This window comes from Halioglobus maricola (assembly GCF_009388985.1).
In the GTDB taxonomy this organism is placed as follows: domain Bacteria; phylum Pseudomonadota; class Gammaproteobacteria; order Pseudomonadales; family Halieaceae; genus Halioglobus; species Halioglobus maricola.
Genome location: NZ_CP036422.1, coordinates 882,501 through 904,990, shown reverse-complemented (window position 1 = coordinate 904,990; position 22,490 = coordinate 882,501). Strand labels below are relative to the sequence as shown.

Here is a 22,490-nt window from a genome sequence, read left to right as displayed (position 1 = left end):
ATTGGCAGGTGCGCCGGAGAGGCTGGCAAGCTAAAATAGCCGCCCGTTTTGCAATGACCACTTTACATCTACCCCGGACGCCAAAGCCCATGACTGACAGCAGCACCCCCTCCTCCCTCAGCTACAAGGACGCAGGGGTCAATATCGACGCCGGCAATGCCCTGGTTGAGCGTATCAAAGGTGTTTCCAAGCGCACGGCGCGCCCTGAAGTAATGGGCGGCCTGGGCGGTTTTGGGGCGCTGTGTGAGATCCCCGAAGGCTATAAACAGCCGGTACTCGTATCGGGCACCGATGGCGTGGGAACCAAACTGCGCCTGGCCATGGACCTTGGCGTTCACAACACCATTGGTATCGATCTGGTGGCGATGTGCGTCAACGACCTGGTCGTCGCTGGCGCCGAACCGCTGTTCTTCCTCGATTACTACGCCACCGGCGCCCTGAACGTGGACACCGCGGCAGATGTCGTCGAGGGCATTGGCAGAGGTTGCGAGCTCTCTGGCTGCGCGCTGGTGGGCGGCGAGACCGCCGAAATGCCCGGAATGTACGAGGGTGAAGACTACGACCTGGCCGGATTCTGTGTTGGCGTGGTCGAAAAATCTGAAATTATCGATGGCAGCGGCGTCGCCGAGGGCGACGTACTGATCGGCATCGGTTCAAGCGGCGCCCACTCCAATGGCTACTCCCTGGTACGCAAGATTATCGAGGTGAGCGATGCCGACCTGGGACAAGCTCTGGGCGACACCACCCTGGGCGAAGCACTGTTGGCTCCGACCATCATCTATGTCAAAGCCCTGCTGGCGCTCTTCAAACAGGTCAATGTGAAAGCCCTGTCCCACATCACCGGTGGTGGCCTGCTGGAAAACCTGCCCCGGGTACTGCCCGAAAACTGCAATGCAGAGATCGACACCACCAGCTGGGACTGGCCAGCCGTATTCAACTGGCTGCAGAGTCAGGGCAACGTCGACACACGGGAAATGTACCGTACATTTAACTGCGGCGTGGGCATGGTAGTGTGCGTAAGCGCTGCCGATGAAGCGGCTACGATCGCCTCACTGCAAGCGTCCGGCCACAGCGCATGGCGCATCGGTGGCATTACCACCGGCAGCAACGAGGTCGTACTCAAGCCGTGAGCGCCAAAGCCCGCATCGCGATCCTGATATCCGGGCGCGGTTCCAACATGCAGGCCTTTATTGACGCCTGCCAGACCGGCGACCTCAACGCTGAAATCTGCCTGGTGCTGAGCAACAAGCCGGATGCAGCGGGGCTTGAGCGCGCTGCGCAGGCAGGTCTCGAAACCACCTGCGTCAACCACAAGAATTACGATTCGCGCGAAACGTTCGACGCCGCCCTGGTGCACGCGCTGGCCCGCCACGAGCCGGACCTGGTTATCCTCGCGGGATTCATGCGAATTCTCACACCGGTCTTCATCGAACCTTTTGCCGGAAAATTATTGAACATTCACCCGTCCCTGCTGCCCAAGTACCCGGGACTGCACACCCACCAGCGCGCACTGACTGCTGGCGACGCCGAAGCGGGTGTCACCGTGCACTACGTGACCCCGGAGCTGGACGGCGGGCCGCCGATTATCCAGGCCCGAGTCGCGGTAGAGCCCGGCGACACCGCCGAATCACTGGCGGCACGCGTCATAGTGCAGGAACACGTTATCTACCCTATCGCCGCCCGTTGGCAGCTAGAGGGTAGACTGGAACTGACCGCGGCTGGCGCGCGCCTTGACGGCGCGCCCATACCCGCCACAGGTATAGATTATGTTGAAGGTGTTCATTAAAACCGGCCTGCCTGCCCTGGGCACGATATTGGCCCTGGGGCTGGTCCTTGTCGGGTTTCCGGCACAGGCAAGCGAAACCTCTCTCAAGCCCTACACCGCTGAGTACAAAACCACGGCGCGCGGTATTGGCCTTAAGCTCACGCGCAAACTGCAGGCCAATCGGGATGGTAGCTATACCCTCACCAACGGCGGCAAAATCATGGTGGTGGGTTTTCAGGAAATCAGTGTATTCAAGGTCGACGGCGACAAGGTGCAACCCAAATCGTATGTCTATCAAGGCACGGGGCTGATCAATCGTCGTCGCGAGGTGCACTTCACCCCCGGCTCAGACGTGATCCGCAGCCTCTATAAAGAGCAGTGGTACGACCTTCCCTACACCGAGGGCACTCTGGACCGCATGAGCCAGCAGGAGCAATTGCGCCTGTTCCTGCTCAACGACCCCACCCCCAAGGAAGACGTCACTATTCGCGTCGCCGACGCCAAAAAAGTGAAAGACTACGTTCTTACTTACCGTGGCGAAGCAGAAATTGAAACGCCGATGGGCAAATTCAACACTCTGCATTTCGAGCGCGTTCACGACGATCCGGATCGCAAGTCAGATACCTGGATCGCACCGGAGCTGGATTATCTCATGGTGAAAACCGTCCACGTAGAGGACGGTAAGCCAGTGGAGATGGTGTTACTCGACGCGAATATAGGCAAGTAGCTGTGAGCGCCGCTCAGGCCTTGGGAAGGGTAACGCCAGTCTGGCCCTGATACTTGCCGCCGCGATCCTTATAACTCACGTCGCATACTTCATCAGATTCGAAGAACAACATCTGGGCAACGCCCTCGTTGGCGTAGATCTTCGCCGGTAAGGTCGTGGTATTGGAGAATTCCAGCGTCACATGCCCTTCCCACTCAGGCTCCAGGGGTGTCACATTTACAATGATGCCGCAGCGGGCATAGGTGGATTTACCCAGGCAAATGGTGAGCACATTGCGCGGAATGCGGAAGTACTCGACCGTCCGGGCCAGGGCAAAAGAATTCGGCGGGATCACGCACACATCGCTGGTTACATCGACAAAGCTACCTTCATCGAAGCCCTTCGGATCCACCGTGGCAGAATTGATATTGGTGAATACCTTGAATTCATTCGAGCAGCGAACGTCATAACCATAGCTGGACGTGCCGTAGGAAATCAGCCTGTCGCCGCCCTCGTCGACGCGCACCTGGCCCGCTTCAAAAGGTTCGATCATGCCCTGTTGCTCCGCCATGCGACGGATCCACTTGTCTGCTTTGATGCTCACGTGTCTGTCCTGTTGTGAATGCCTGGTGATTGCTTATTTTCTAAATCAGTCGTCTGAAATCTTGATCTCAGGAAATTGCTTTACTGCACTGTCGGGGCCTTGCGCAGCGAGCGCCGCCGCCACTTTGTCGGCCATCGCCAGATACAGCAGCGCGGCCGGAGATTCGGGCTCCGCGACCACTGTCGGGTTGCCGGCATCGGTCTGCTCGCGGATGCTGCGCTGGAGCGGCAAGCTGGCAAGCAGCGGCACTCCGTAATCCTGCGCCATGCGCTCGCCGCCCTCGGCACCGAAGATATGCTCTGCGTGACCGCAGTTGCTGCACACATGCATGGCCATATTCTCAACAATGCCCAGAATCGGCACATCAACCTTACGGAACATCTCAATGCCTTTTTGCGCATCCAACAGGGCGATATCCTGTGGCGTGGTCACAATAACAGCGCCGGCAACCTGGGCCTTCTGGGACAAAGTCAGCTGAATGTCGCCCGTACCCGGCGGCATGTCGATCACCAGATAATCCAGAGGCCCCCACAGGGTTTGCTCCAGCATCTGTGCAAGTGCACCGCCGGCCATCGGGCCGCGCCATGCCATCGGAGTCTTATCTGTCACCAGGTAACCCATCGACATGGTCTTGAGACCATGGGCTTTCACCGGGAGCAGGAACTGGCCGCCCTGTTGCTCCGGCCGCACATCGTCCGCCACGCCCAGCATCAGTTGCTGGCTGGGGCCGTAGATGTCCGCATCGAGCAGGCCAACCTCAGCGCCGCGCGCCTTGAGCGCGAGCGCAAGGTTAACCGCAGTCGTGGACTTGCCCACGCCGCCCTTGCCGGAAGCTACGGCAATAATGTGTTTGATTTCGTTCATGAAGCGCCTTATTTAACCTGCATACCTGGCTGGGCGCCAGCATGTGGCTCCAGCAAATAGATGTCTTCGCCGCCGGGGCCTGCCGCGAGGACCATGCCCTCTGACACACCAAAGCGCATTTTTCGCGGTGCCAGATTGGCGACCATAACAGTGAGCTTGCCCACCAGGTCTTCCGGCTTATAGGCGGCCTTGATGCCGGAGAACACGTTCTTGGTGCCGAGCTCGCCAACGTCGAGTGTCAGTTGCAAAAGCTTATCGGCACCTTCGACGTGATCGGCAGCTACAATTTTCGCTACCCGCAGGTCCACCTTCGCAAAATCATCGAATTCGATGGTGCCACTCTCGTCCACAGGCTGTTGCTCCTTCTTCTTTGCTACCGGTGTTTTCTCGGCAGGGGCCTCTGCCGGCCTGCTGGTTTCCACCATCGCCTCTACGTCTTTCGGGTCGATACGCTGGATCAAGGGTTTGAACTTGGTCAACTCATGATCAACCAGCGGTGCTTCGAGTACAGTCCAGTCCAGCGAGATATTCAGGAACGCCTCAGATTTCTCAGCCATCGCAGGAAGTACTGGCTTGAGATAGGTCATCAGAACCCGGAACAGATTGATGCCTACGGAACAAACGGCATGAACGTCCGCTTCACGGCCCTCTTCTTTCGCCAGCACCCAGGGCTTGTGCTCATCAATGTACTGGTTCGCCCTGTCGGCGAGGGCAACGATCTCGCGGATCGCCTTATTGAATTCGCGCTTCTCGTAGAGCTCGGCTATCTGCTCGCCGGCCGCGATCGCGTCCGCCAGCAACTCCGGCTCGGCGCACACGGGCGCCAGACGGTTGTTGAAACCTTTCTTGAGAAAACCCGCACAGCGACTGGCGATATTCACTACCTTGCCAACAACATCTGAATTCACCCGCTGCACAAAGTCTTCCAGGTTCAGGTCGATATCGTCGACGGAGTCGCTCAATTTCGCCGCGAAGTAGTAACGCAGGTACTCCGGCTGCAGGTGCTGCAGATAAGTGCTGGCGTTAACGAAAGTGCCGCGGCTCTTGGACATTTTGGTGCCATTCACTGTGAGGAAACCGTGAGCGAAAATTGCTGTGGGCGTGCGCAGGCCAGCAGACTCCAGCATCGCGGGCCAGAACAAGCCGTGGAAGTTTATTATGTCCTTACCAATGAAGTGATACAGCTCAGTGTTCCCGCCGGGCTGCCAATACTCATCGAATGCGTGGCCGGTGCGCTCACAATAGTTTTCAAAACTGGCGATATAGCCGATCGGCGCGTCCAGCCAGACATAGAAGTACTTGCCAGGCTCGCCTGGAATCTCGAATCCGAAATAGGGCGCATCACGGCTGATATCCCATTCCTGCAGGCCAGCGTCGGTCCATTCTCGCAGTTTGTTTGCCACCTGTGGTTGCAAGGTGTCGGAATCAAGCCACTCTTTGAGCATGGCCTCGAATTCGGGAAGCCGGAAAAAGAAGTGGGTGGACTCCCGGTCGACAGGGGTCGCTCCGGAAATGGCAGACACTGGATCGATCAGGTCGGAGGGGCTGTAGGTAGCGCCACAGTTCTCGCAGTTATCACCGTACTGATCTGCGGTCTTGCAACGCGGGCAGGTGCCCTTGATGAAGCGGTCCGCCAGGAACAGCTCTTTCTCCGGGTCAAAGGCCTGGGTAATTTCCCGGCTGGCGATATGACTGTTGGCCTTGAGGCGCTTGTAGATCTCCGCCGACCACTTCTCGTTTTCTTCCGAGTGAGTGGAGTGAAAGTTGGCGAAATCGATCAGGAAGCCTTCGCTGTCTGCCATGTGCAGCGCGCGCATATTGTCGATGTGCTGCTCGGGCGTGATGCCCAACTTCTCTGCCGCCAGCATAATTGCCGTGCCGTGGGCGTCATCGGCACAGACATAAAGGCAGTCGTGACCGCGGGATTTCTGGAAGCGCACCCAGATGTCGGTCTGCACCTGCTCCAGCATGTGGCCCAGATGCAGAGGGCCATTGGCGTAGGGCAGTGCACTGGTCACGAGAATCTTGCGCGGGGCGTTGGCAGCCATGGGTTTCAGTGTCCGTTTGCTCGCAAAAAAGGGGCGCTACTATAGCTGTTTTGGGGGATAGGGTCACTAGAAGACCCGGTTGAGACATATTGCCCAGCCTAATAACCATTAGTTTGGGATTGCATACTGCGATCCCACGGACGACAGGTTAGAATAGGCGCACTTTGATTCGGCAAAAAAGTCCGAGCTGACTGTTTTGCATTCATGCGGTAAGATAGCGCCATGTTGGCTGATTATTCCATCCTGTTGATCGGGGCGATCCTGGTGAACAACTTCGTACTGGTACAGTTCCTGGGACTGTGCCCGTTTATGGGCGTGTCCAACAAACTGGAGACGGCGATGGGCATGTCTATGGCCACCACCTTTGTACTCACCCTGGCGTCCGCACTTTCCAACATCACCTACCATTTCCTGCTGGACCCGTTGGGTCTTGCCTACCTGAAAACCATTTCATTTATTCTCGTCATCGCCGTGGTGGTGCAATTCACCGAAATGGTGGTGCGCAAATCCAGCCCGCTATTGCATCGAGTTCTGGGCGTATACCTGCCGCTGATCACCACCAATTGCGCGGTACTGGGCGTAGCGCTCCTCAACATCAATAAGGAACATAATTTCACCCAGGCCCTGTTCTATGGTTTTGGGGCTGCAGTGGGCTTCTCGCTGGTGCTGGTGCTGTTTGCTGCCATGCGTGAACGTCTCGCCGTGGCCGACGTACCCACCCCTTTCAAAGGCCCCGCTATCGGTATGATTACCGCCGGCCTGATGTCGCTGGCCTTTATGGGCTTTGCGGGTCTGGTGTAAACGCACGTGTACGGACTCATCGCACAATACCCCCTGCTTGCCGCCCTATTTGCCCTGGTTGCGCTGGGACTAATTTTCGGCGCCCTTCTTGGCTATGCCGCTGTGCGGTTCAAGGCCGAGGGCAACCCCATTGTCGAAGAGATCAATGCGATCCTGCCCCAGACCCAATGCGGCCAGTGCGGCCATCCTGGTTGCCGTCCCTACGCCGAGGCAATAGCCAACGAGGGCGAGGAGATTAACAAGTGCCCGCCAGGCGGCCAGGCCGGGGTGCAGGCCCTGGCGGACCTGCTGGACGTAGAAGCCCCGGAGCTCGACGCCGAGCACGGCGAAGAAGCAGAGACCCAGGTGGCCTTTATCCGCGAACCCGAGTGCATCGGTTGCACCAAGTGCATTCAGGCCTGCCCGGTAGACGCTATTCTGGGCGCGGCGAAACACATGCATACGGTCATCGCCAGTGAGTGCACCGGCTGCGACCTGTGCGTTGAACCCTGCCCGGTAGACTGCATCGAGATGCGCCCCGCGGAAGCAGCCACCCTGCAAAACTGGGTATGGGACCTGCCTGACCCGGTAAGCCGTGAAGTTGATATTATCGCCACGGACGCCAAGCCATCAGCAGCCGAGAAAGCCGCGTGAGAAAGATTTTCGACTTCCACGGTGGCATCCACCCGGCCGAGAACAAACACCAGTCAGTGCGCACACCGATTGCGAGTGCCGGGATCCCTGACCAGTTGATTCTGCCACTGTCGCAGCACATTGGTGCACCTGCAGCCCCGGTTGTAAGCGTGGGCGACAAGGTTCTCAAAGGCCAGGTGATTGCAGAGCCAGCAGGCTTTGTCAGTGTGCCACTGCACGCGCCCAGCTCAGGCACCATCGCAGCGATTGAAGACCGGCAAATTGCCCACCCCTCAGGGCGCGCTGCGCGCTGCATCGTTATCGACACCGATGGCCAGGACGAGTGGGTTCCACTGCAGGGTACTCCCGAGTACGACAGCCTGGAAAAAGCAGAACTCATAAGCCTCATTCGCAATGCGGGTATCGCCGGTATGGGCGGGGCGGGCTTCCCTTCTGCGGTGAAGCTGTCGGTCAAACCGGGCACCCATATCGAGACGCTGATTCTCAACGGCACCGAGTGCGAGCCATACATCACAGCCGACGATATCCTCATGCGCGAGCGCGCCGAGCACATCATCGCGGGCGCCAGAATCCTGACCCACCTGGTCGCACCGGGCGAAACATTGATCGGCGTAGAAGACAACAAGCCGGAAGGTATCAGCGCGCTGCAACAGGCCGCAGAAGGAACCGACATCCAGATTGTCGTTTTCCCCACTAAATATCCCTCCGGCGGCGAAAAACAACTCATTGAAATTCTGACCGGCAAGCAAGTCCCGTCGGGCGGTCTCCCCTCGGACGTAGGCATCGTGTGCCAAAACGTCGGTACGGCCGTCGCGATCCGTGACGCTGTGCTCGAAGGAAAACCCCTGGTATCGCGCATTACCACAGTCACCGGTGAGAGCGTGGCCGAACCGCAGAATTTCGAGACCCTGATTGGTACCCCAATGAGCCACCTGCTGGCCCGGGCCGGCTATGCGCCGGACAAGAACAATCGTCTGATCATGGGAGGCCCGATGATGGGTTTCACCGTGCCCCAGGCAGAGGTACCCATCGTCAAGACCACCAACTGCGTGTTGGCGCCGACCGAGGCGGAACTTCCAACGCCGCCACCGGCCCAGGCCTGTATACGCTGCGGCACCTGCTCCGAAGCCTGTCCGGCCAGCCTGCTGCCACAGCAGATGTTCTGGTTTGCCCAGGGCCAGGAATTCGAGAAGCTCGAACAGCACAACCTGTTTGACTGTATCGAGTGCGGTGCCTGCTCTTATGTCTGCCCCAGCCACATCCCCCTGGTGCAGTACTACCGCGCCTCCAAGGCCGACATCCTGCAGCAGCGCAAAGACGCCGAGAAATCAGAATACTCCTTGAAACGGTTCGAAGCCCGGCAAGAGCGCCTGGCCCGAGAGGAGGCAGAAAAAGAAGCCAAACGCGCGGCACGCAAGAAGGCAGCTGAAGCCAAGGCCAAGTTGGCCGCTGAGCAGGGCGCTACCGAGGAAGACCCGATTCAGGCCGCCATTGAACGGGCCAAGGCCAAGAAGGCCGCCCAGGCAGATGCTTCAGCCAGTGAAAGTGAAGGCGACAAACTGGAAAAAGCAGTGGTGACCACCCGCAAGCGCCTGGACACAGCAACAACAAAACTGGAAGCGGCCAAGGCAGAGGGTTCTGACCTTGTTGATGCGCTACAAACCGGCGTGGACAAAACCCGAGCAAAGCTCGAAGCTGCAGAGAAAGCTCTGCAAGATTATCAGCAGGCCAACGCCGCGCCGCAGGAAGAACCGGCCGCAGCTGAGCCGGCTGATGCAGCGCAACTGGCGATCCAGAGAGCGATGGCCGCGCGCGAGGCAGAAGCCAGCAAAAGCCCCGCTGAAAAAGCACGCGAGAACCTCGCCAAGCTTGAGACCCGGCTCAGTAAAACCGAGGCCAAGTTAGCTGAGAGCAAAGCCGCAGCCGACGAGGAGAAAATCATCTCTGCCCTCGAATCCACCGTAGAGCGCCTTAAAGGTAAGATCGAGGACGCCCGCGCGGCAGTGACTGAAACCGAGGGGGCGAACTGATATGGCACTGCTGCGGATAACGTCACCCCACGCCCACACCGCTCGCTCAACCGGCAACCTGATGCAGAATGTACTGCTGGCCACCGTACCCGGCGTGCTGGTACTCAGCTATTTCTTCGGCTTCGGCACTCTGGTCAATATCGCCTGGGCCAGCATCCTGGCCATTGCCTTTGAGGCCCTGGCTCTAAAACTGCGCGGACGCCCGCTGGGTTTTTACCTGAAAGATTGCAGTGCCCTGGTTACCGCCATACTGCTGGGCGTGGCACTGCCACCCTACTCCCCCTGGTGGCTCATCGCCGTGGGCATGGCCTCCGCAATACTGTTGGCAAAGCATCTCTATGGCGGGATGGGCTACAACCCCTTCAACCCGGCCATGGTGGGCTATGTCGTACTGCTTATTTCCTTCCCGGTGCAGATGACCACCTGGGCCGCGCCCCGCGGTGCCGGCGACTTGCCCGACCTTATGCAGGCGTTTCAAGCCCTGTTTACGCCCGCCGCCTTCGACGGTGTGACCATGGCCACCCCACTCGATGTACTCAAGCAGAACAACAGTCTGCTGATCGAAGATCTGTGGCAGGAAAACCCGCAATTCGGCCGTTGGGCGGGTCTCGGTTGGGAGTGGGTAAACATCGCGTTTCTCGCCGGCGGCCTGTGGCTGATTTACCAGCGCGTATTCACCTGGCATGCCCCGGTGGCAATGCTCGTGGTGCTGGCATTGATGAGCTCGCTGTTTTACGACGGTGGTTCCAGCGCCAGCGGCGGCTCGCCGCTGTTCCATCTGCTCTCGGGTGCCACCATGTTCGGGGCCTTTTTTATTGTGACAGACCCGGTCACCTCAGCCGTGTCCACTCGCGGCCGACTGGTGTACGGCGCCATGATCGGTCTGCTTGTCTACTTGATTCGTGTGTGGGGCAATTACCCCGACGCAGTGGCGTTCGCAGTACTGATTATGAACTTTGCCGCCCCGTTCATTGATCAGTACACCCAGCCTCGCACCTACGGCCATGGTCAATCGGCCGGAGGTAAGAAGTGATGCTGAGCCAGTCCATCACCAAGAATTCGCTCTTGCTTGCCGTTTTTGCCATCGCCGCTGCGCTTACGCTGGCCGGCAGCTATCTCGGTACCAAGGACCGCATTGCTGCGGAAATCCGCAAAGCCGAAGAAAAGGCGCTGCTACAGATCGTGCCTCGCGAGCGCCATGATAACTCGATGCTGGATGACACCCTGCCAGCGGGAGCCGACATTGCGGCTCTGGGGCTACGCAGTGAGAAGCGTATTTATCTGGCGCGTAAAAACGGACGCACCGTGGCCGCAATCATTCCGGTCACTGCCCGCGATGGCTATAGCGGCGATATCGATCTGATCGTAGGCGTCAATGCCGACGGTTCCGTAGCAGGGGTACGCGCACTCTCCCACAAGGAGACTCCGGGTTTAGGGGACAAGGTTGATCTCAAAAAATCTGACTGGGTCCTGAGTTTTGAGGGCAAGTCACTGGCTGAAAACACCTGGGCAGTCACCAAAGACGGCGGTGAATTCGATGCCTTTACCGGTGCGACGATCACTCCGAGATCGGTGGTTGCGGCGACCAAACGAGTTTTAGAGTACGCTGCTGCAAATGAGGCAGTGCTATTTGGAGACGAATCGTAGGCGAGACTTGATCTGCGCAAGCGATTGGAAAAGATTATGACAACTGACGTCAGCTACAAAGAGCTCTCCCTTAACGGGCTGTGGAAGAACAACCCGGCGATCGTCCAGTTGCTGGGCCTGTGTCCATTGCTGGCTGTGACCGGCAGTGTGGTGAATGCTATTGGCCTGGCCCTGGCCACCACGCTGGTACTGGTGACTTCGAACACCTGCGTTTCGCTGATCCGCAATATTGTCTCCGACGCGATCCGCTTGCCCGTATTCGTCATGATCATTGCGGCTGCAGTGACCTGTACCGAATTGTTGATGCAGGCATTTGCGTACGAGTTGTACCAGATCCTCGGTATTTTCCTGCCCTTGATCACAACGAACTGTGTAATCCTCGGCCGAGCTGACGGCTTCGCCTGCAAGAACAGCCTGCTGCCCTCTGTTTACGACGGGCTGATCATGGGTGTTGGCTTCGGTGTCATCCTGATCCTGCTGGGAGCCATGCGTGAACTTGCCGGTACAGGCGCCCTGTTTGCAGATATGGATTTGCTATTCGGGCCGGCTGCCGCAGATTGGAAAGTGGTTCTATTTGAAAACTATGAGTCTTTCTTGCTGGCGATTTTACCACCCGGGGCATTTATCTTTACCGGACTGATTATCGCCGTGAAGAATATTATCGACGGCCGTATTCAGGCTCGCATGGATGCGCTGAAGGAAAAACCAGAGGCCGGTTCGCGCCGGGTACGGGTAACGGGCACTATTTCTTAAGAGGTTCTCTTACAGCGCTACAAGCGTATCGAGGATCTCATCCACCGCTGCATCATCCATGCCCCGGTTCTCTACCTCACAGCTATAGGTCACAAACAACAGCATCGCACCGCGGGCAACGTACCACTCGCGTATGGCAGCATCTTCCGCAACGTAGCTGCTGGTGAGCCCTTTGAATTCTGCAAGACTTGCGGCATTCCACACCTGCTCCGGCTCTGACTCCTCGCGCACAATCTGCTCAACCGTGACCGGGTCGAACTCGCCTGTTTCCTTGTGCAGGGTGGATATCTCAATACAGCCCACACCGTCGTGGTCGCCCACCAGGATGCTCTCTTCTTCCGACTCTGCCCACCACTCTGGTGGCAACGCAAGACTCCACCATTCTGTCTCGAGTATGCTTATCGACAATTCACCATCTCCTGGACATCAGCAAGGCGTCTTCGCTGCCCTGCGCAGTTTTATAGTAGCCGGCTCGGCGGCCGTCTTCGGTAAAGCCATTTTTTTCATACAGTGCGCGGGCGGCAGTATTGCCCTCCCGCACTTCCAGGAGGCAACGCCGGGCGCCGGCCTCCCGCAATTGCGCCAGCACAGCGTCAAGCAGGCGCTGGCCATAGCCCTGACCTTGAGCGTCGGGATGCACCACGACATTGTCCACGCTGCCCTCGTCCAATACCAGTGAGTAGACGAGAAAACCCCTGAGCTCACCGGCCGATTCCCACACCAGAGACCTGGCGTTCGCAGTATTGTCAAAGTAGCGCATCAGGGAGGCTGGCTGCCAGGGGTTGTCTGAAACGAGTGTATCCAGCGCCGCCGCCAGTGGGACATCTGCGGGTTCGCCGGTGCGCAGCACCTTACGTGGAAGTGACTTCAGCAGGCGCGGTGATGACTTGCAGGTCCGCCCAAACCTTGCGCTTGCAAGTGGGATTCTCAAGCATGTCCCGGGTACTGTGAGTCGCGACACAGGTGAAGGCAGAGAGCGCTTCCACTGGTGTCAGTTTGGTACCGGTATCGCCGAGACTCACCACAGCCCGACAGTTGGCCTCGCTCAGGTGACGATCAAGATAGGCGGCAAGGCTGGCCCGAGCGGCGGCTTCGCCCTGGTCAAGCTGGGGATTATTGTGCATGGGCCAATCGAACTGGGCCACCTTGGGCTTGGCCTGGGTGGCGCCCACGGCTCTGGCCATCGCCTGTATCAATTGCACCTGCTCGCGTGCCAGAGGGTAGTCCAGGGCCTCCACCCAGGCCACATCGCCACAGATCACCACGCCAAGGCTGAATGTAAGGGCTGGCGTCGCATCTGTAGACCTGGCGGCGGCGGGTTTCGATGCCGCTGACGGCTGGCGCGAAGAGGGTTTTACACTGGTTCCATCGCCTGCATCCAACCGGGGCATTTCCGGCGCGGGGCCGCGCTTGGCGACATGAGATTCATGCTGGGGCGTCGCCGGCACGGGTGCCGCAGCAGCAGCCGGGATGATGGTCAGCCGCTGACTAGGCGCAGCACCAGGCAGCTGCCGGCGCGAGACATAGGTTTCGACACCCATGGCCTGCAGGTAGTGCATTCGACGAATTTCGGCGGCGGCAGTTTCAGCGGATTGATTCACACGCTAATGATAACAGCATTCCTCCCGCGAACGAGAGCAATAGCTACGTCCAGCGCCAACCGTGCTGGCGAAAAAAGCGCAGGCCTGCGCTGGCGAACATTCGCAGGTGGGCCAGGCCCTTACTGGCGGCATAGCCGCCGTGATGAACGATGCGCATCTGTGGCAGGTAGAGTACCTTGCCCAGCCGCGACAGGCGCAGCGATAGGTCAAAGTCCTCAAAGTAGAGGAAATAGCCCTCATCAAAGTCCCCTACCTCTGCCAGCTGAGCGCCTCGAGTGAGCATAAAGCAACCGCTCGCCAGCGGCACTTCCACCTCATTCACATCGCCGCAGGTGTCCGACATTTCATAGGCCTCCATTCGCGCCGGAAACAGGCGCCGGCCAAGGCCCGGAGCGAACGCTCGCAGGGCAAGTACCATCAGCGATGGATAGCGCTTACACAAAAATTCCTGTTCGCCACTGCCGCCGGTGCAGCGCGGGCTTAGCAAGGCCAGCTCCGGCGCATTTTGCAATCGTATAAGGCCCACTGCCAGCGCATCCGCTGCTATCTCCACATCCGGGTTGAGCACCAGATGATAGTCGCCCCGCGAGCGAGCCAGCGCGGCATTGTGGCCTGCGCCAAAGCCCCGATTCTGCGCCAATGGCACAAAGTCCAGCTGGTAAGTGGCCTGAGTACTCTGATCGGCCACCAACTGCTCCAGCCGGCGCCGATATGCGGTGTCAGAACCGTTGTCTACCAGTGACACAGCCACATTAGACACCGCCCCGGCTTCCAGACCCTGCTCTGCCGCCTCCCGCAAGCTGGCGAGCGTGCGCTGCAGCATTTCGAGGGCGTTGTTATAGGTGACAATCGACACGGTGAGGTTCATCGGCGCATGTTACCAGTTAGAGCCTATCGAGGTCGTATTTCGACCGATTTGACGTCAAAAACACCGTTTCATAACTTTTTACCAAATTTTTCTTTTATTCCCATTCCACGGGGATATTATCGACCTGAACAGGGGTAGCTCAAAGTTTGTGTTAAAAATCACAAAACCCGGCTATCACCATGTTTTCATGGGGTTTTTATAAATCTCCGTGTTAAGCTGTGAAAAGTGTGAACGGAAGGTTGACACGCTGGTGGATAACACCAGAATCAGTAGAAGCCGAATCTACAATATTAAGACTCGCAGGATGTGAGCCATAGGGGAACAAGATGATTACTCGATTCGCCTCTTTCAGCAGCCGATTGGCTGCTACTTTTATAGCGCTGTTTGCCATCACCGCCTGTGGCGGCGGGGGCGGCGGTGGAGGCGGCGGTTTCCTGGGTGACGCAGGGAGCAGCAGCGATACTTACTATATTCAGGCTGTGCTGAAGGATTCAGACGGCAACGAGACCAGCACGGTCAGCACCAATTCCCCCGGCACACTCCAGGTGCTTATCACCAGGAATGGCCCCAACGGCAACCCTATTGCCGATGTGATCGTCACTGCGTCCACTAGCAGTGGCCTACTCTTCCCCTCCAGCGGTTCCAAACTGACTAACGCCGAGGGCGCGGTCACGTTCCGCATCGAAGCTGGCGAAGGTCGCGGCGCGGGCACCATCAACGTTTCCGTAGACGACCAAAACGGCACCACGGTCACCGAGACTATCAACTTCCAGCTGGGCGTGAATGGCCTCCGCATCGGCTACCTGCTCAATGGAGAGTTCTTCGAAGGTGAGATCGGCATCGCCCCGAACGAGCCGATCTCCCCCAAAGGCACCGCAGTACTAGCGCTGGCGATCGTGGATGAGAACGACCTGCCCATCGGCAGTGCAGAGAGCATCCGCCTCACCAGTAGCTGCCTCACCTCCGGTGAGTCCACGATTGCACCTGCCAGCCCGATCGCTGTGGCGAGTGGCCAAGTGCAGATTGACTACACCGCTGGGAGTTGCTCAGGCGTTGATCAACTCACCGCCGAATTGGTCGGTGAAGGCGCTCAGGCATTCGGCACTATTGAAATCGCCGACCCCACTGCCGATTCACTGACATTTATCAGCGCTGATCCCACCTTGATCGTGCTCAAAGGCACAGGTGGCGGCCCCGATCGCAAGGAACAATCGCAAGTTACTTTCGCAGCTGTGGATTCGCTGGGTAACCCACAGGAAGGTGTTGAAATTCGCTTCTCCCTGACAACTGATGTTGGCGGTATTACCTTCAACCCCACCTCAGCCACCACCGACGCCGAGGGTAACGTATCTACCTTCGTCAACTCAGGCGATGTGGCTACGGTAGTACGCGTAGTAGCCAGCCTGGAAGCCAGCGACGGTTCGACTGAAGTATCTGCGGTTTCCGATGTACTGACCATCAGCACCGGCCTACCTGACCAGAACTCCATCTCGCTGTCGGTAGAAGGCACCAGCCTGATTGTGAAAGACGCGATGAGCACGGACGGCATCACCCGCTCGATCACTGTGCGTATGGCTGACAAATTCAACAACCCGGTTCCCGACGGCACGGCTGCGGTATTTACCACTGAGTACGGCTCCATTGAATCCAACTGTCAGACTACCGGCGGTTCGTGCAGCGTGACCTGGACCAGCCAGGCACCGCGCTTCCCGACGCTGCCAGAAAACCAGGCCCTGGTGAAGACCATCTACGACCCTGACTACGCCTGCCCCAGCCACAACGCGGCTGCCGGCCCCTGCCCAGACAGCCTTGGTTATATCCGCGGAGCTCGCTCCACCATCCTGGTGACTGCCATCGGCGAAGAATCCTTCATCGACAGCAACGCCAACGGTGTGTACGACGAAGGTGAACGCTTCGCCAACCTCACCGAGGCCTACCTGGATAACAACTGGAATGGTTTCTACGATCCGGCACGCACTTACTGCCTGAACAACCCCAACCTGGATGAGTGTCGCGCTGGTTCTGAAGAGATCTTCACCGATTTCAACAACAATGGCGTTTTCGATGCCAACGGTGATGACCCCGCCAATGGCTACCCGGATGAAGGTGTGACGGCGGTTTACAACGGCCTGCTCTGCCCACCGGAAGGCGACGGCGTGTACTGTAGCCGTGAACTGGTCAACGTACGCGACGACCTGCAGATCATCCTGTCGGACAACCCGAACTGGGCACTGCTGCTGATCAACAACAGCGGCAACGCCGTGGGCGGCACCGCCTACAACGGCGGCGAGTACCAGGTGTATGTATCTGATACCTACAACAACTCACCGATCGCTGGCACCACCATCAGCACGGAATCCAGCGTTTGTGAAGTGACGCTGTCCGGTAACACCCAAGTGCCCGACGCGATCCTGCCTGGCGCCTTCGGTGTGGCTCTCACCCAGGCAGGCTCTGTCACCTACTCCTCCTGTAATGGTGAAGAACGCCCCTCTGGCACCAGTGAGTTCCAGATCAAGGTTGACGACGAGTACAGCGAGAGCTTCACCTGTACTGTCGAGATCATCGACGATGCCAGCAACTGCCCCGATCCCGAGGAAGGTGGCGATGATGGTCTGGGCTTAGGCGGCTAGACTGCTTTCTACCAAAAAATACCGCGGCACTGTCCGCGGTTTTTTTTTGCCTTTCGAAAAGCCAATTTTGTGCTTTAGTTATAAGCTACAAGCCCGGAACAAGGATCGCGCCACTTGAGCACACCCAAGGTACACACGACCATCCGTATGACCGTGGTCACCGTTTTCGTGTTCGCCACGTTATTTACCGCCGCGGTGGCGATCGGCCTGCAGTACTACTTCAGCCACTCCATGGCCCGCAACGCCGCCGCCGAACTCTATAAAAGCACGGCGGAGAGCGTTGCGTCAGAACTGCAGGCCATCGGCAGGGTAAACACCAACGTGGTCAACCTGCTTGCGGGAAACCAGGACCTGGTTAACCGCGAAAACGAAGCCGCTGCGCTGGACATCTTTACCCAGGTGCTCGAACTCAACCCCATGATCTACGGTGCGTACGTGGGCCATAGCGATGGCTACATGTATCAAGTCGTCAACCTGCAGGTCAGCGAGTTGGCCCGCAAAGAATTATTCGCCACGCCAACCGACCACTGGGTCGTGATCAGGGTCGAAAACACTCCCGAAGGTTGGATGCGCAGCTACGAGTATCTGGACACCAACGGCCGACGGCGCACCAGCCGCAGCGAGCCCACTGACTACCAGGTGACCAGCCGCCCCTGGTATCGCTCGGCTTACGAAAGCGGCAAGGTTGAGACCTCAGCCCCCTACCTGTTCGCCCACCTGGGTGTACCCGGGCGCAGCATTTCGCGACGCATCGCGGGATCGGAAGCTGTCGTGGGCCTCGACATGACCATGGCCACGACCTCCAAGTTTCTGGCTACCCGCGAAATGGCCGGGGATAGCACCATCTATCTCTACGACACAGAAGGCACGGTGGTGGCCTCCAGCGTGACCCACAAGTATGGCGCGGACGAGCTGCGCGCCCCGCGGGTGAAGCTCACAGGCACGGAGAGGGCCTACCTGGAGCAACTACCGACGCTCAGGGTATCCAATGAGACCAACTGGCCCCCCTTCGACTACACCCAGGAAGGCCAGCCCCGAGGCTATTCGATCGACACCATGAACCTCATCGCGCGGATGCTGCAGATTGAGATCGAATATGTGAATGGCATGACCTGGACCCAGCTGGTGGACACGTTCAAAGCCGGTGACATCGACCTGCTGCACTCGGTTACCCTGACCGAGCAAAACAAGGATTGGGGCCTGCCAGGAGAGCCCTACATCCGTATACCGTATGCCCTGCTCACTCGTGAGGGCGAACCACCGCTAAAACGTGTGGCCCATTTAGGAAAGCGCACACTGGCCATTCCGGCGGGATGGTCGATTCTCGAAGTCGTACGCGCAAACCACCCTGAGATCCCGATTGTAGAAGTCGCCAGCACGCTGGAAGCGGTAGAGAAAGTCGCCAATGGTGAAGTGTATGCGGCGCTGGATAACGAGGTAATTCTGCGTTATCTCACACGCCACTACTTCGTGCGGGGCATCCAGTATCACGAAAATATCGACCTGGACGCTACGAAGGTGCCCGACAAGCTGCACGTGGTCGTAGCCCATGACAAACCAGAGCTGCGCGTGATTATCGACAAGGCCATCGCTGCCATCGACGCAGAGAACCTGGCCAGACTTGAAGCCACGTGGCTCAAGTTCGACTCCCAGCTTGATGAAAGCACGTCAGAGAGCGTACCTGCAGAATTGCTGGTGGAAATAGCCAATACACCGGCCATGCAAGACCAGCTCCACAGCGCCCAGCTCGCGGGGCGCGACCACGTCGTGTTCAGCACTCCGATTGCCGCGGGCACCAACGGTATGCTGCTGGGTATTGTCACTCCACTAGATACGGTGATGGCACCGTATCTGGAAAAAGTACGCCTCTCCATGGCTATTACCGTAGGCTTGCTCTTGTTGATCCTGCCGCTCTCCTGGCTTTTCGCTAATCCCATTGTCAAACCTGTGCGCCAACTGGCCATGGAAAACGACAAAGTGCGCCGGCGGGAATTTGACAGCGTCGTACGTATTCCATCGCGGGTCAAAGAGTTGGACGAACTCTCTGAATCAATGGTCGGCATGGTCGGTTCGATCCAAGAATACGAAGAGGCCCAGCGGGAGTTGATGGACGCCTTCATTCGCCTGATCGCCGAGGCCATTGACGAGAAATCACCCTACACCGGCGGCCACTGCGAGCGTGTACCCGAATTGGCCTTGATGCTGGCCAAACGCGCCGCTGACAGTGACGCGGCCCCTTTCGACCAGTTCCATCCGGAATCAGAAGATGAGTGGCGCGAGTATCGCATCGCGGCCTGGCTGCACGACTGCGGCAAGATCACCACCCCGGAGCACATCGTCGACAAAGGCAGCAAGCTTGAGACCATCTACAATCGAATCCACGAGGTACGTATGCGGTTTGAAGTGCTCTGGCGCGATGCTGAAGTGGACTATTGGCAACAGAGACACGCGAACCCCGAGCAGGAAGCTGCACTGGCAGAGCAACTTGCGGCAACACACCATCAGCTACAGGACGACTTCGAGTTCGTCGCCAAGTGTAATGTAGGCGGGGAGTTTCTCGGGGATGAGGCTCAGGCTCGCCTCAAAACCATTGCCCAGAAGAGTTGGACCCGCAACTTTGACGACCGTGCCGGCTTGTCACCCGTTGAAGAGCTTAACCTCAAAGGTAAGGGAGTGCCCACTCCCGCCACGGAAGCACTACTGGCCGATAAGGCAGAGCACATTGTGGAACGGACCCGTTCCACCGACTACGATCCCAAGCTGGGGATCAATATGGATATTCCCGAGCACCTCTACAACCAGGGCGAAGTCTACAACCTATCCATCTCCCGAGGCACGCTCACGGCCGAAGACCGCTTCAAGATCAACGAGCATATGATCAGCACCATTCGCATGCTGGAAAGCCTGCCATTCCCCGAAGAACTCAGTAAAGTCCCCCGTTACGCATCCACTCACCACGAAACCATGCGTGGCAGCGGCTACCCTCGCAAATTGCCGGGAGAAGAATTGTCCATCCCAGAAAGAATACTCGCGGTCGCAGATGTATTCGAGGCCCTCACCGCGTCGGACCGGCCCTACAAAAAAGCCAAGCCTGTATCCGTAGCGGTGGATATCCTGCACAAGATGGTGGAAGACAACCACATCGATCGGGACTGCTTCGAGCTATTCATCCGCGAAGGCGTATATATGGAATACGCCGAGGCCTATCTGGCCCCGGAGCAAATTGACAAGGTGGAAATTGGAAAGTATCTAAGCCACTAGCGACGCTTAGCTACTCTGTTCCTCGCAAGCCTCTGACCCCTTCGAGCGCCACCCGTACAGGGTGTTCTTGGAGGTGTCATACTCAAGGCCCGGGCAACGGGCATCCATGGTCCCGTCTCGATCCAGGTCGTAGGGCGAGTGGTGAACTACACCTTGGGTGGAACAACCGGCCAATGCAGCCAGAGCAACAACAATTACTAAAGAGCGCATCCTTATATCTCCTGAGAATTCCTGCCACCAGACTAGTCCATATTTCCCTTTTCGGCCAATTACAGCACTATTCAGTGGAATCGGGGTGATTGATCGGGAGTTCTCCAGCGGTATTTCGCCACCACTTCAGGTAGGCCAGGGTTCGACGCTTACCTTCCGCTACTAACTTGTTCTTCAGGGTGTTGCTGAGGTCGAAATCGGTCGTACCGACGCCCAGGGTGTCGATATAGATGGTCCTGTGCCAGTCATCACTGTGCAGGTGCTGGGTGTCCTGCACAGCGAGAATGGTTTTAACCAACTGCAGGGTGTAATCCATAAAGTTGTCTATCTTTTCACTCGCGGGCTCCTGGCCGTCGCGAAATACACCGATTTCCCTCGCGGAATCGAGACGAAAGCCAAGTGTTTCCTTGTTGTAAACGTAGGGGCTTCGACCCGGGATCAAGGCTTCCAGGCGCTCGTTCTCCTCCTCATAATAAGCAGGGATACGCTCTAGCGAGGTATTTTGCAGATACTTCTGCCGGTCGAAGAGTTTCACTGGATAATTGTTGACGACACCACCGTCTACAAACACGTCGTTCCTGTCGTCCCGAATAGCGCGAAAGAACAGCGGAATAGACATGGATCGACGCACGGCATCGACCACACGCATGCGTGGCGTGTGTTCCGGAGAGTACACCTCGCCAAAACCCGTTGATAGATTGCTGGCAAACACATAAAGCGCCTTGCCACTATGATCCTGGAGCGCCTTGAACGTGACGTCACGGCTCCCCGTCTTTTTTTCCAGCAAAGCACCGATCCAGCGCCGGAAGGTGTTCCCCTTGTGCCAGCCGTACTCGTCCTTCAAGCGCTTCATATCGCTAAGCACATTCCAGCTGTCGTCTTTGAAGGTGTTGAAGTCCAGCGCTTTGAGAATTTTACGAGTTTCCTCGTTGGAGTAACCCGCTGCGAACAACACAGCATTGATAGAGCCAGCTGAAGTGCCGCCTACACGCTGGATCTGGTTGAGAATGCCCTCACTTTCCAGAACGCGCATGGCGCCCACATAGGCGATCCCCTTGACTCCGCCTCCCTCGAATACGAGATTCCTGAACGGATAGTCCATGGCACACTGCCCTCCCTGGGAAGACCGGATGCCTTGAGTGTAGTCTATTTACGGAACCCAAAAAAAATCCCGTTACTCAAGGAGTAACGGGATTTTAGGTTTAGAAGCCTGGCGATGACCTACTCTCACATGGGGAATCCCCACACTACCATCGGCGATGCAACGTTTCACTTCTGAGTTCGGGATGGGGTCAGGTGGTTCCATTGCTCTATTGTCGCCAGGCAAACTGGCTTGCTGTCGTCGGTCTTAAGCCCCTAAGGACTGCCTCGTCTCAACAAATAGGGTGGTAAATCAAACTGTATGTTCTGTGTGTATCTCAACACTGGACTCAATCACAACATCCGTTGTCTTCTTAACTTCGCACATTCTCATGCGCAAATAACTTGGATTATATGGTCAAGCCTCACGGGCAATTAGTACTGGTTAGCTCAACGCCTCACAGCGCTTCCACACCCAGCCTATCAACCTTGTAGTCTTCAAGGGCCCTTTAGGAGACTTAAAGTCTCAGGGAGAACTAATCTTGGGAGGGGCTTCCCGCTTAGATGCTTTCAGCGGTTATCCTGTCCGAACGTAGCTACCGGGCAATGCGTCTGGCGACACAACCCGAACACCAGAGGTTCGTCCACTCCGGTCCTCTCGTACTAGGAGCAGCTTCCCTCAATTCTCCAACGCCCACGGCAGATAGGGACCGAACTGTCTCACGACGTTCTAAACCCAGCTCGCGTACCACTTTAAATGGCGAACAGCCATACCCTTGGGACCGGCTTCAGCCCCAGGATGTGATGAGCCGACATCGAGGTGCCAAACACCGCCGTCGATGTGAACTCTTGGGCGGTATCAGCCTGTTATCCCCGGAGTACCTTTTATCCGTTGAGCGACGGCCCTTCCATTCAGAACCGCCGGATCACTAAGACCTACTTTCGTACCTGTTCGTCTTGTCAGACTCACAGTCAAGCGCGCTTGTGCC

Annotated in this window: 20 protein-coding genes and 2 rRNA genes (1 of these 22 only partly in view); 11 read left to right on the top strand and 11 right to left on the bottom strand. The window is 57.7% G+C overall.

Translation table 11 applies throughout. The features are described from left to right. Nucleotides 1-89: 89 nt before the first annotated feature. Genes purM through EY643_RS04020 form a run of 3 tightly spaced genes read left to right on the top strand, consistent with a single transcriptional unit; the run spans nucleotide 90 to nucleotide 2,492 of the window. Nucleotides 90-1,130: a phosphoribosylformylglycinamidine cyclo-ligase gene (gene purM, locus EY643_RS04030; RefSeq protein ID WP_152660977.1), complete on the top strand. Its 1,041-nt coding sequence runs from the start codon at nucleotides 90-92 to the stop codon at nucleotides 1,128-1,130. Nucleotides 1,131-1,177: 47 nt separating this feature from the next. Further along, a complete protein-coding gene (purN, locus tag EY643_RS04025) occupies nucleotides 1,178-1,786 on the top strand; it encodes a phosphoribosylglycinamide formyltransferase (RefSeq protein WP_240732884.1) in 609 nt (202 codons plus the stop codon). Beyond that, on the top strand, nucleotides 1,767-2,492 hold the full coding sequence (locus EY643_RS04020; RefSeq protein WP_152660975.1) for a DUF3108 domain-containing protein: 726 nt from the start codon (nucleotides 1,767-1,769) through the stop codon (nucleotides 2,490-2,492). The genes purN and EY643_RS04020 overlap by 20 nt, the downstream gene beginning before the upstream one ends. 13 nt (nucleotides 2,493-2,505) lie before the next feature. On the opposite strand, the gene dcd is transcribed toward EY643_RS04020, so the two are convergent. The 3 genes from dcd to metG are packed head-to-tail and all read right to left on the bottom strand — an operon-like array spanning nucleotide 2,506 to nucleotide 5,987. Next, nucleotides 2,506-3,075 (bottom strand): dCTP deaminase, encoded by a 570-nt coding sequence (dcd, locus tag EY643_RS04015; RefSeq protein WP_152660974.1) that lies wholly within the window; start codon nucleotides 3,073-3,075, stop codon nucleotides 2,506-2,508. A 45-nt stretch (nucleotides 3,076-3,120) separates the two neighbouring features. After that, nucleotides 3,121-3,939: an iron-sulfur cluster carrier protein ApbC gene (gene apbC / locus EY643_RS04010; protein WP_152660973.1), complete on the bottom strand. Its 819-nt coding sequence runs from the start codon at nucleotides 3,937-3,939 to the stop codon at nucleotides 3,121-3,123. An 8-nt stretch (nucleotides 3,940-3,947) separates the two neighbouring features. Beyond that, nucleotides 3,948-5,987: a methionine--tRNA ligase gene (gene metG, locus EY643_RS04005; RefSeq protein WP_152660972.1), complete on the bottom strand. Its 2,040-nt coding sequence runs from the start codon at nucleotides 5,985-5,987 to the stop codon at nucleotides 3,948-3,950. Between the two features lie 222 nt (nucleotides 5,988-6,209). Between metG and rsxA the strand changes: the two genes are divergently transcribed. From rsxA to EY643_RS03975, 6 genes are read left to right on the top strand one after another with little or no spacing between them, the layout of a single operon-like run. Further along, the gene (gene rsxA / locus EY643_RS04000) at nucleotides 6,210-6,788 is read left to right on the top strand and encodes an electron transport complex subunit RsxA (RefSeq protein WP_152660971.1); all 579 of its coding nucleotides are present in this window, start codon (nucleotides 6,210-6,212) and stop codon (nucleotides 6,786-6,788) included. A 6-nt stretch (nucleotides 6,789-6,794) separates the two neighbouring features. After that, a complete protein-coding gene (gene rsxB, locus EY643_RS03995) occupies nucleotides 6,795-7,421 on the top strand; it encodes an electron transport complex subunit RsxB (RefSeq protein ID WP_152660970.1) in 627 nt (208 codons plus the stop codon). Further along, on the top strand, nucleotides 7,418-9,451 hold the full coding sequence (gene rsxC / locus EY643_RS03990) for an electron transport complex subunit RsxC (protein ID WP_152660969.1): 2,034 nt from the start codon (nucleotides 7,418-7,420) through the stop codon (nucleotides 9,449-9,451). The genes rsxB and rsxC overlap by 4 nt, the downstream gene beginning before the upstream one ends. Nucleotide 9,452: 1 nt before the next feature. Beyond that, nucleotides 9,453-10,484 (top strand): electron transport complex subunit RsxD, encoded by a 1,032-nt coding sequence (rsxD, locus tag EY643_RS03985; protein ID WP_152660968.1) that lies wholly within the window; start codon nucleotides 9,453-9,455, stop codon nucleotides 10,482-10,484. Further along, the gene (gene rsxG, locus EY643_RS03980; RefSeq protein ID WP_153240901.1) at nucleotides 10,484-11,098 is read left to right on the top strand and encodes an electron transport complex subunit RsxG; all 615 of its coding nucleotides are present in this window, start codon (nucleotides 10,484-10,486) and stop codon (nucleotides 11,096-11,098) included. The genes rsxD and rsxG overlap by 1 nt, the downstream gene beginning before the upstream one ends. A gap of 36 nt (nucleotides 11,099-11,134) precedes the next feature. After that, entirely contained in the window at nucleotides 11,135-11,851 is a 717-nt protein-coding gene (locus EY643_RS03975) for an electron transport complex subunit E (protein WP_152660967.1), read from the top strand. A gap of 9 nt (nucleotides 11,852-11,860) precedes the next feature. Here the strand turns inward: EY643_RS03975 and EY643_RS03970 are convergent, their stop codons facing one another. The 4 genes from EY643_RS03970 to EY643_RS03955 are packed head-to-tail and all read right to left on the bottom strand — an operon-like array spanning nucleotide 11,861 to nucleotide 14,320. Further along, the gene (locus tag EY643_RS03970; protein ID WP_240732816.1) at nucleotides 11,861-12,259 is read right to left on the bottom strand and encodes a hypothetical protein; all 399 of its coding nucleotides are present in this window, start codon (nucleotides 12,257-12,259) and stop codon (nucleotides 11,861-11,863) included. 1 nt (nucleotide 12,260) lies between these two features. After that, nucleotides 12,261-12,701 carry a ribosomal protein S18-alanine N-acetyltransferase gene (gene rimI, locus EY643_RS03965; protein ID WP_152660966.1) on the bottom strand — a complete coding sequence of 147 codons (441 nt, stop codon included), beginning with the start codon at nucleotides 12,699-12,701 and terminating at the stop codon, nucleotides 12,261-12,263. Nucleotide 12,702: 1 nt separating this feature from the next. Then, on the bottom strand, nucleotides 12,703-13,452 hold the full coding sequence (locus tag EY643_RS03960) for a uracil-DNA glycosylase family protein (RefSeq protein ID WP_152660965.1): 750 nt from the start codon (nucleotides 13,450-13,452) through the stop codon (nucleotides 12,703-12,705). Between the two features lie 43 nt (nucleotides 13,453-13,495). After that, nucleotides 13,496-14,320 carry a glycosyltransferase family 2 protein gene (locus EY643_RS03955; RefSeq protein ID WP_152660964.1) on the bottom strand — a complete coding sequence of 275 codons (825 nt, stop codon included), beginning with the start codon at nucleotides 14,318-14,320 and terminating at the stop codon, nucleotides 13,496-13,498. A 326-nt stretch (nucleotides 14,321-14,646) separates the two neighbouring features. Between EY643_RS03955 and EY643_RS03950 the strand changes: the two genes are divergently transcribed. Together EY643_RS03950 and EY643_RS03945 are read left to right on the top strand one after the other, a co-directional pair. Next, a complete protein-coding gene (locus EY643_RS03950) occupies nucleotides 14,647-16,950 on the top strand; it encodes an Ig-like domain-containing protein (protein ID WP_152660963.1) in 2,304 nt (767 codons plus the stop codon). Nucleotides 16,951-17,064: 114 nt separating this feature from the next. Continuing rightward, nucleotides 17,065-20,211 carry an HD domain-containing phosphohydrolase gene (locus EY643_RS03945; RefSeq protein WP_205743144.1) on the top strand — a complete coding sequence of 1,049 codons (3,147 nt, stop codon included), beginning with the start codon at nucleotides 17,065-17,067 and terminating at the stop codon, nucleotides 20,209-20,211. 6 nt (nucleotides 20,212-20,217) lie between these two features. Here the strand turns inward: EY643_RS03945 and EY643_RS03940 are convergent, their stop codons facing one another. The 4 genes from EY643_RS03940 to EY643_RS03925 all read right to left on the bottom strand — a co-directional run. After that, nucleotides 20,218-20,421, bottom strand: coding sequence for a hypothetical protein (locus EY643_RS03940; RefSeq protein ID WP_152660962.1), 204 nt, complete (start codon nucleotides 20,419-20,421; stop codon nucleotides 20,218-20,220). A gap of 67 nt (nucleotides 20,422-20,488) precedes the next feature. Next, nucleotides 20,489-21,523 (bottom strand): patatin-like phospholipase family protein, encoded by a 1,035-nt coding sequence (locus EY643_RS03935; protein ID WP_152660961.1) that lies wholly within the window; start codon nucleotides 21,521-21,523, stop codon nucleotides 20,489-20,491. Nucleotides 21,524-21,629: 106 nt separating this feature from the next. After that, nucleotides 21,630-21,745 (bottom strand): 5S ribosomal RNA (rrf, locus tag EY643_RS03930). 170 nt (nucleotides 21,746-21,915) lie between these two features. Continuing rightward, nucleotides 21,916-22,490, bottom strand: a 23S ribosomal RNA gene (locus tag EY643_RS03925); it runs 2,327 nt beyond the window's last position.

Bases quoted from the DNA above. Each gene is read 5' to 3' on its own strand.
- EY643_RS03950 (WP_152660963.1), top strand. From the start codon at position 14,647: ATGATTACTCGATTCGCCTCTTTCAGCAGCCGATTGGCTGCTACTTTT.
- rsxA (WP_152660971.1), top strand. From the start codon at position 6,210: ATGTTGGCTGATTATTCCATCCTGTTGATCGGGGCGATCCTGGTGAAC.
- metG (WP_152660972.1), bottom strand. From the start codon at position 5,987: ATGGCTGCCAACGCCCCGCGCAAGATTCTCGTGACCAGTGCACTGCCC.
- purN (WP_240732884.1), top strand. From the start codon at position 1,178: ATGCAGGCCTTTATTGACGCCTGCCAGACCGGCGACCTCAACGCTGAA.
- purM (WP_152660977.1), top strand. From the start codon at position 90: ATGACTGACAGCAGCACCCCCTCCTCCCTCAGCTACAAGGACGCAGGG.
- EY643_RS04020 (WP_152660975.1), top strand. From the start codon at position 1,767: ATGTTGAAGGTGTTCATTAAAACCGGCCTGCCTGCCCTGGGCACGATA.
- EY643_RS03940 (WP_152660962.1), bottom strand. From the start codon at position 20,421: ATGCGCTCTTTAGTAATTGTTGTTGCTCTGGCTGCATTGGCCGGTTGT.
- EY643_RS03955 (WP_152660964.1), bottom strand. From the start codon at position 14,320: ATGAACCTCACCGTGTCGATTGTCACCTATAACAACGCCCTCGAAATG.
- EY643_RS03975 (WP_152660967.1), top strand. From the start codon at position 11,135: ATGACAACTGACGTCAGCTACAAAGAGCTCTCCCTTAACGGGCTGTGG.
- rsxG (WP_153240901.1), top strand. From the start codon at position 10,484: ATGCTGAGCCAGTCCATCACCAAGAATTCGCTCTTGCTTGCCGTTTTT.
- EY643_RS03935 (WP_152660961.1), bottom strand. From the start codon at position 21,523: ATGGACTATCCGTTCAGGAATCTCGTATTCGAGGGAGGCGGAGTCAAG.
- rsxD (WP_152660968.1), top strand. From the start codon at position 9,453: ATGGCACTGCTGCGGATAACGTCACCCCACGCCCACACCGCTCGCTCA.
- apbC (WP_152660973.1), bottom strand. From the start codon at position 3,939: ATGAACGAAATCAAACACATTATTGCCGTAGCTTCCGGCAAGGGCGGC.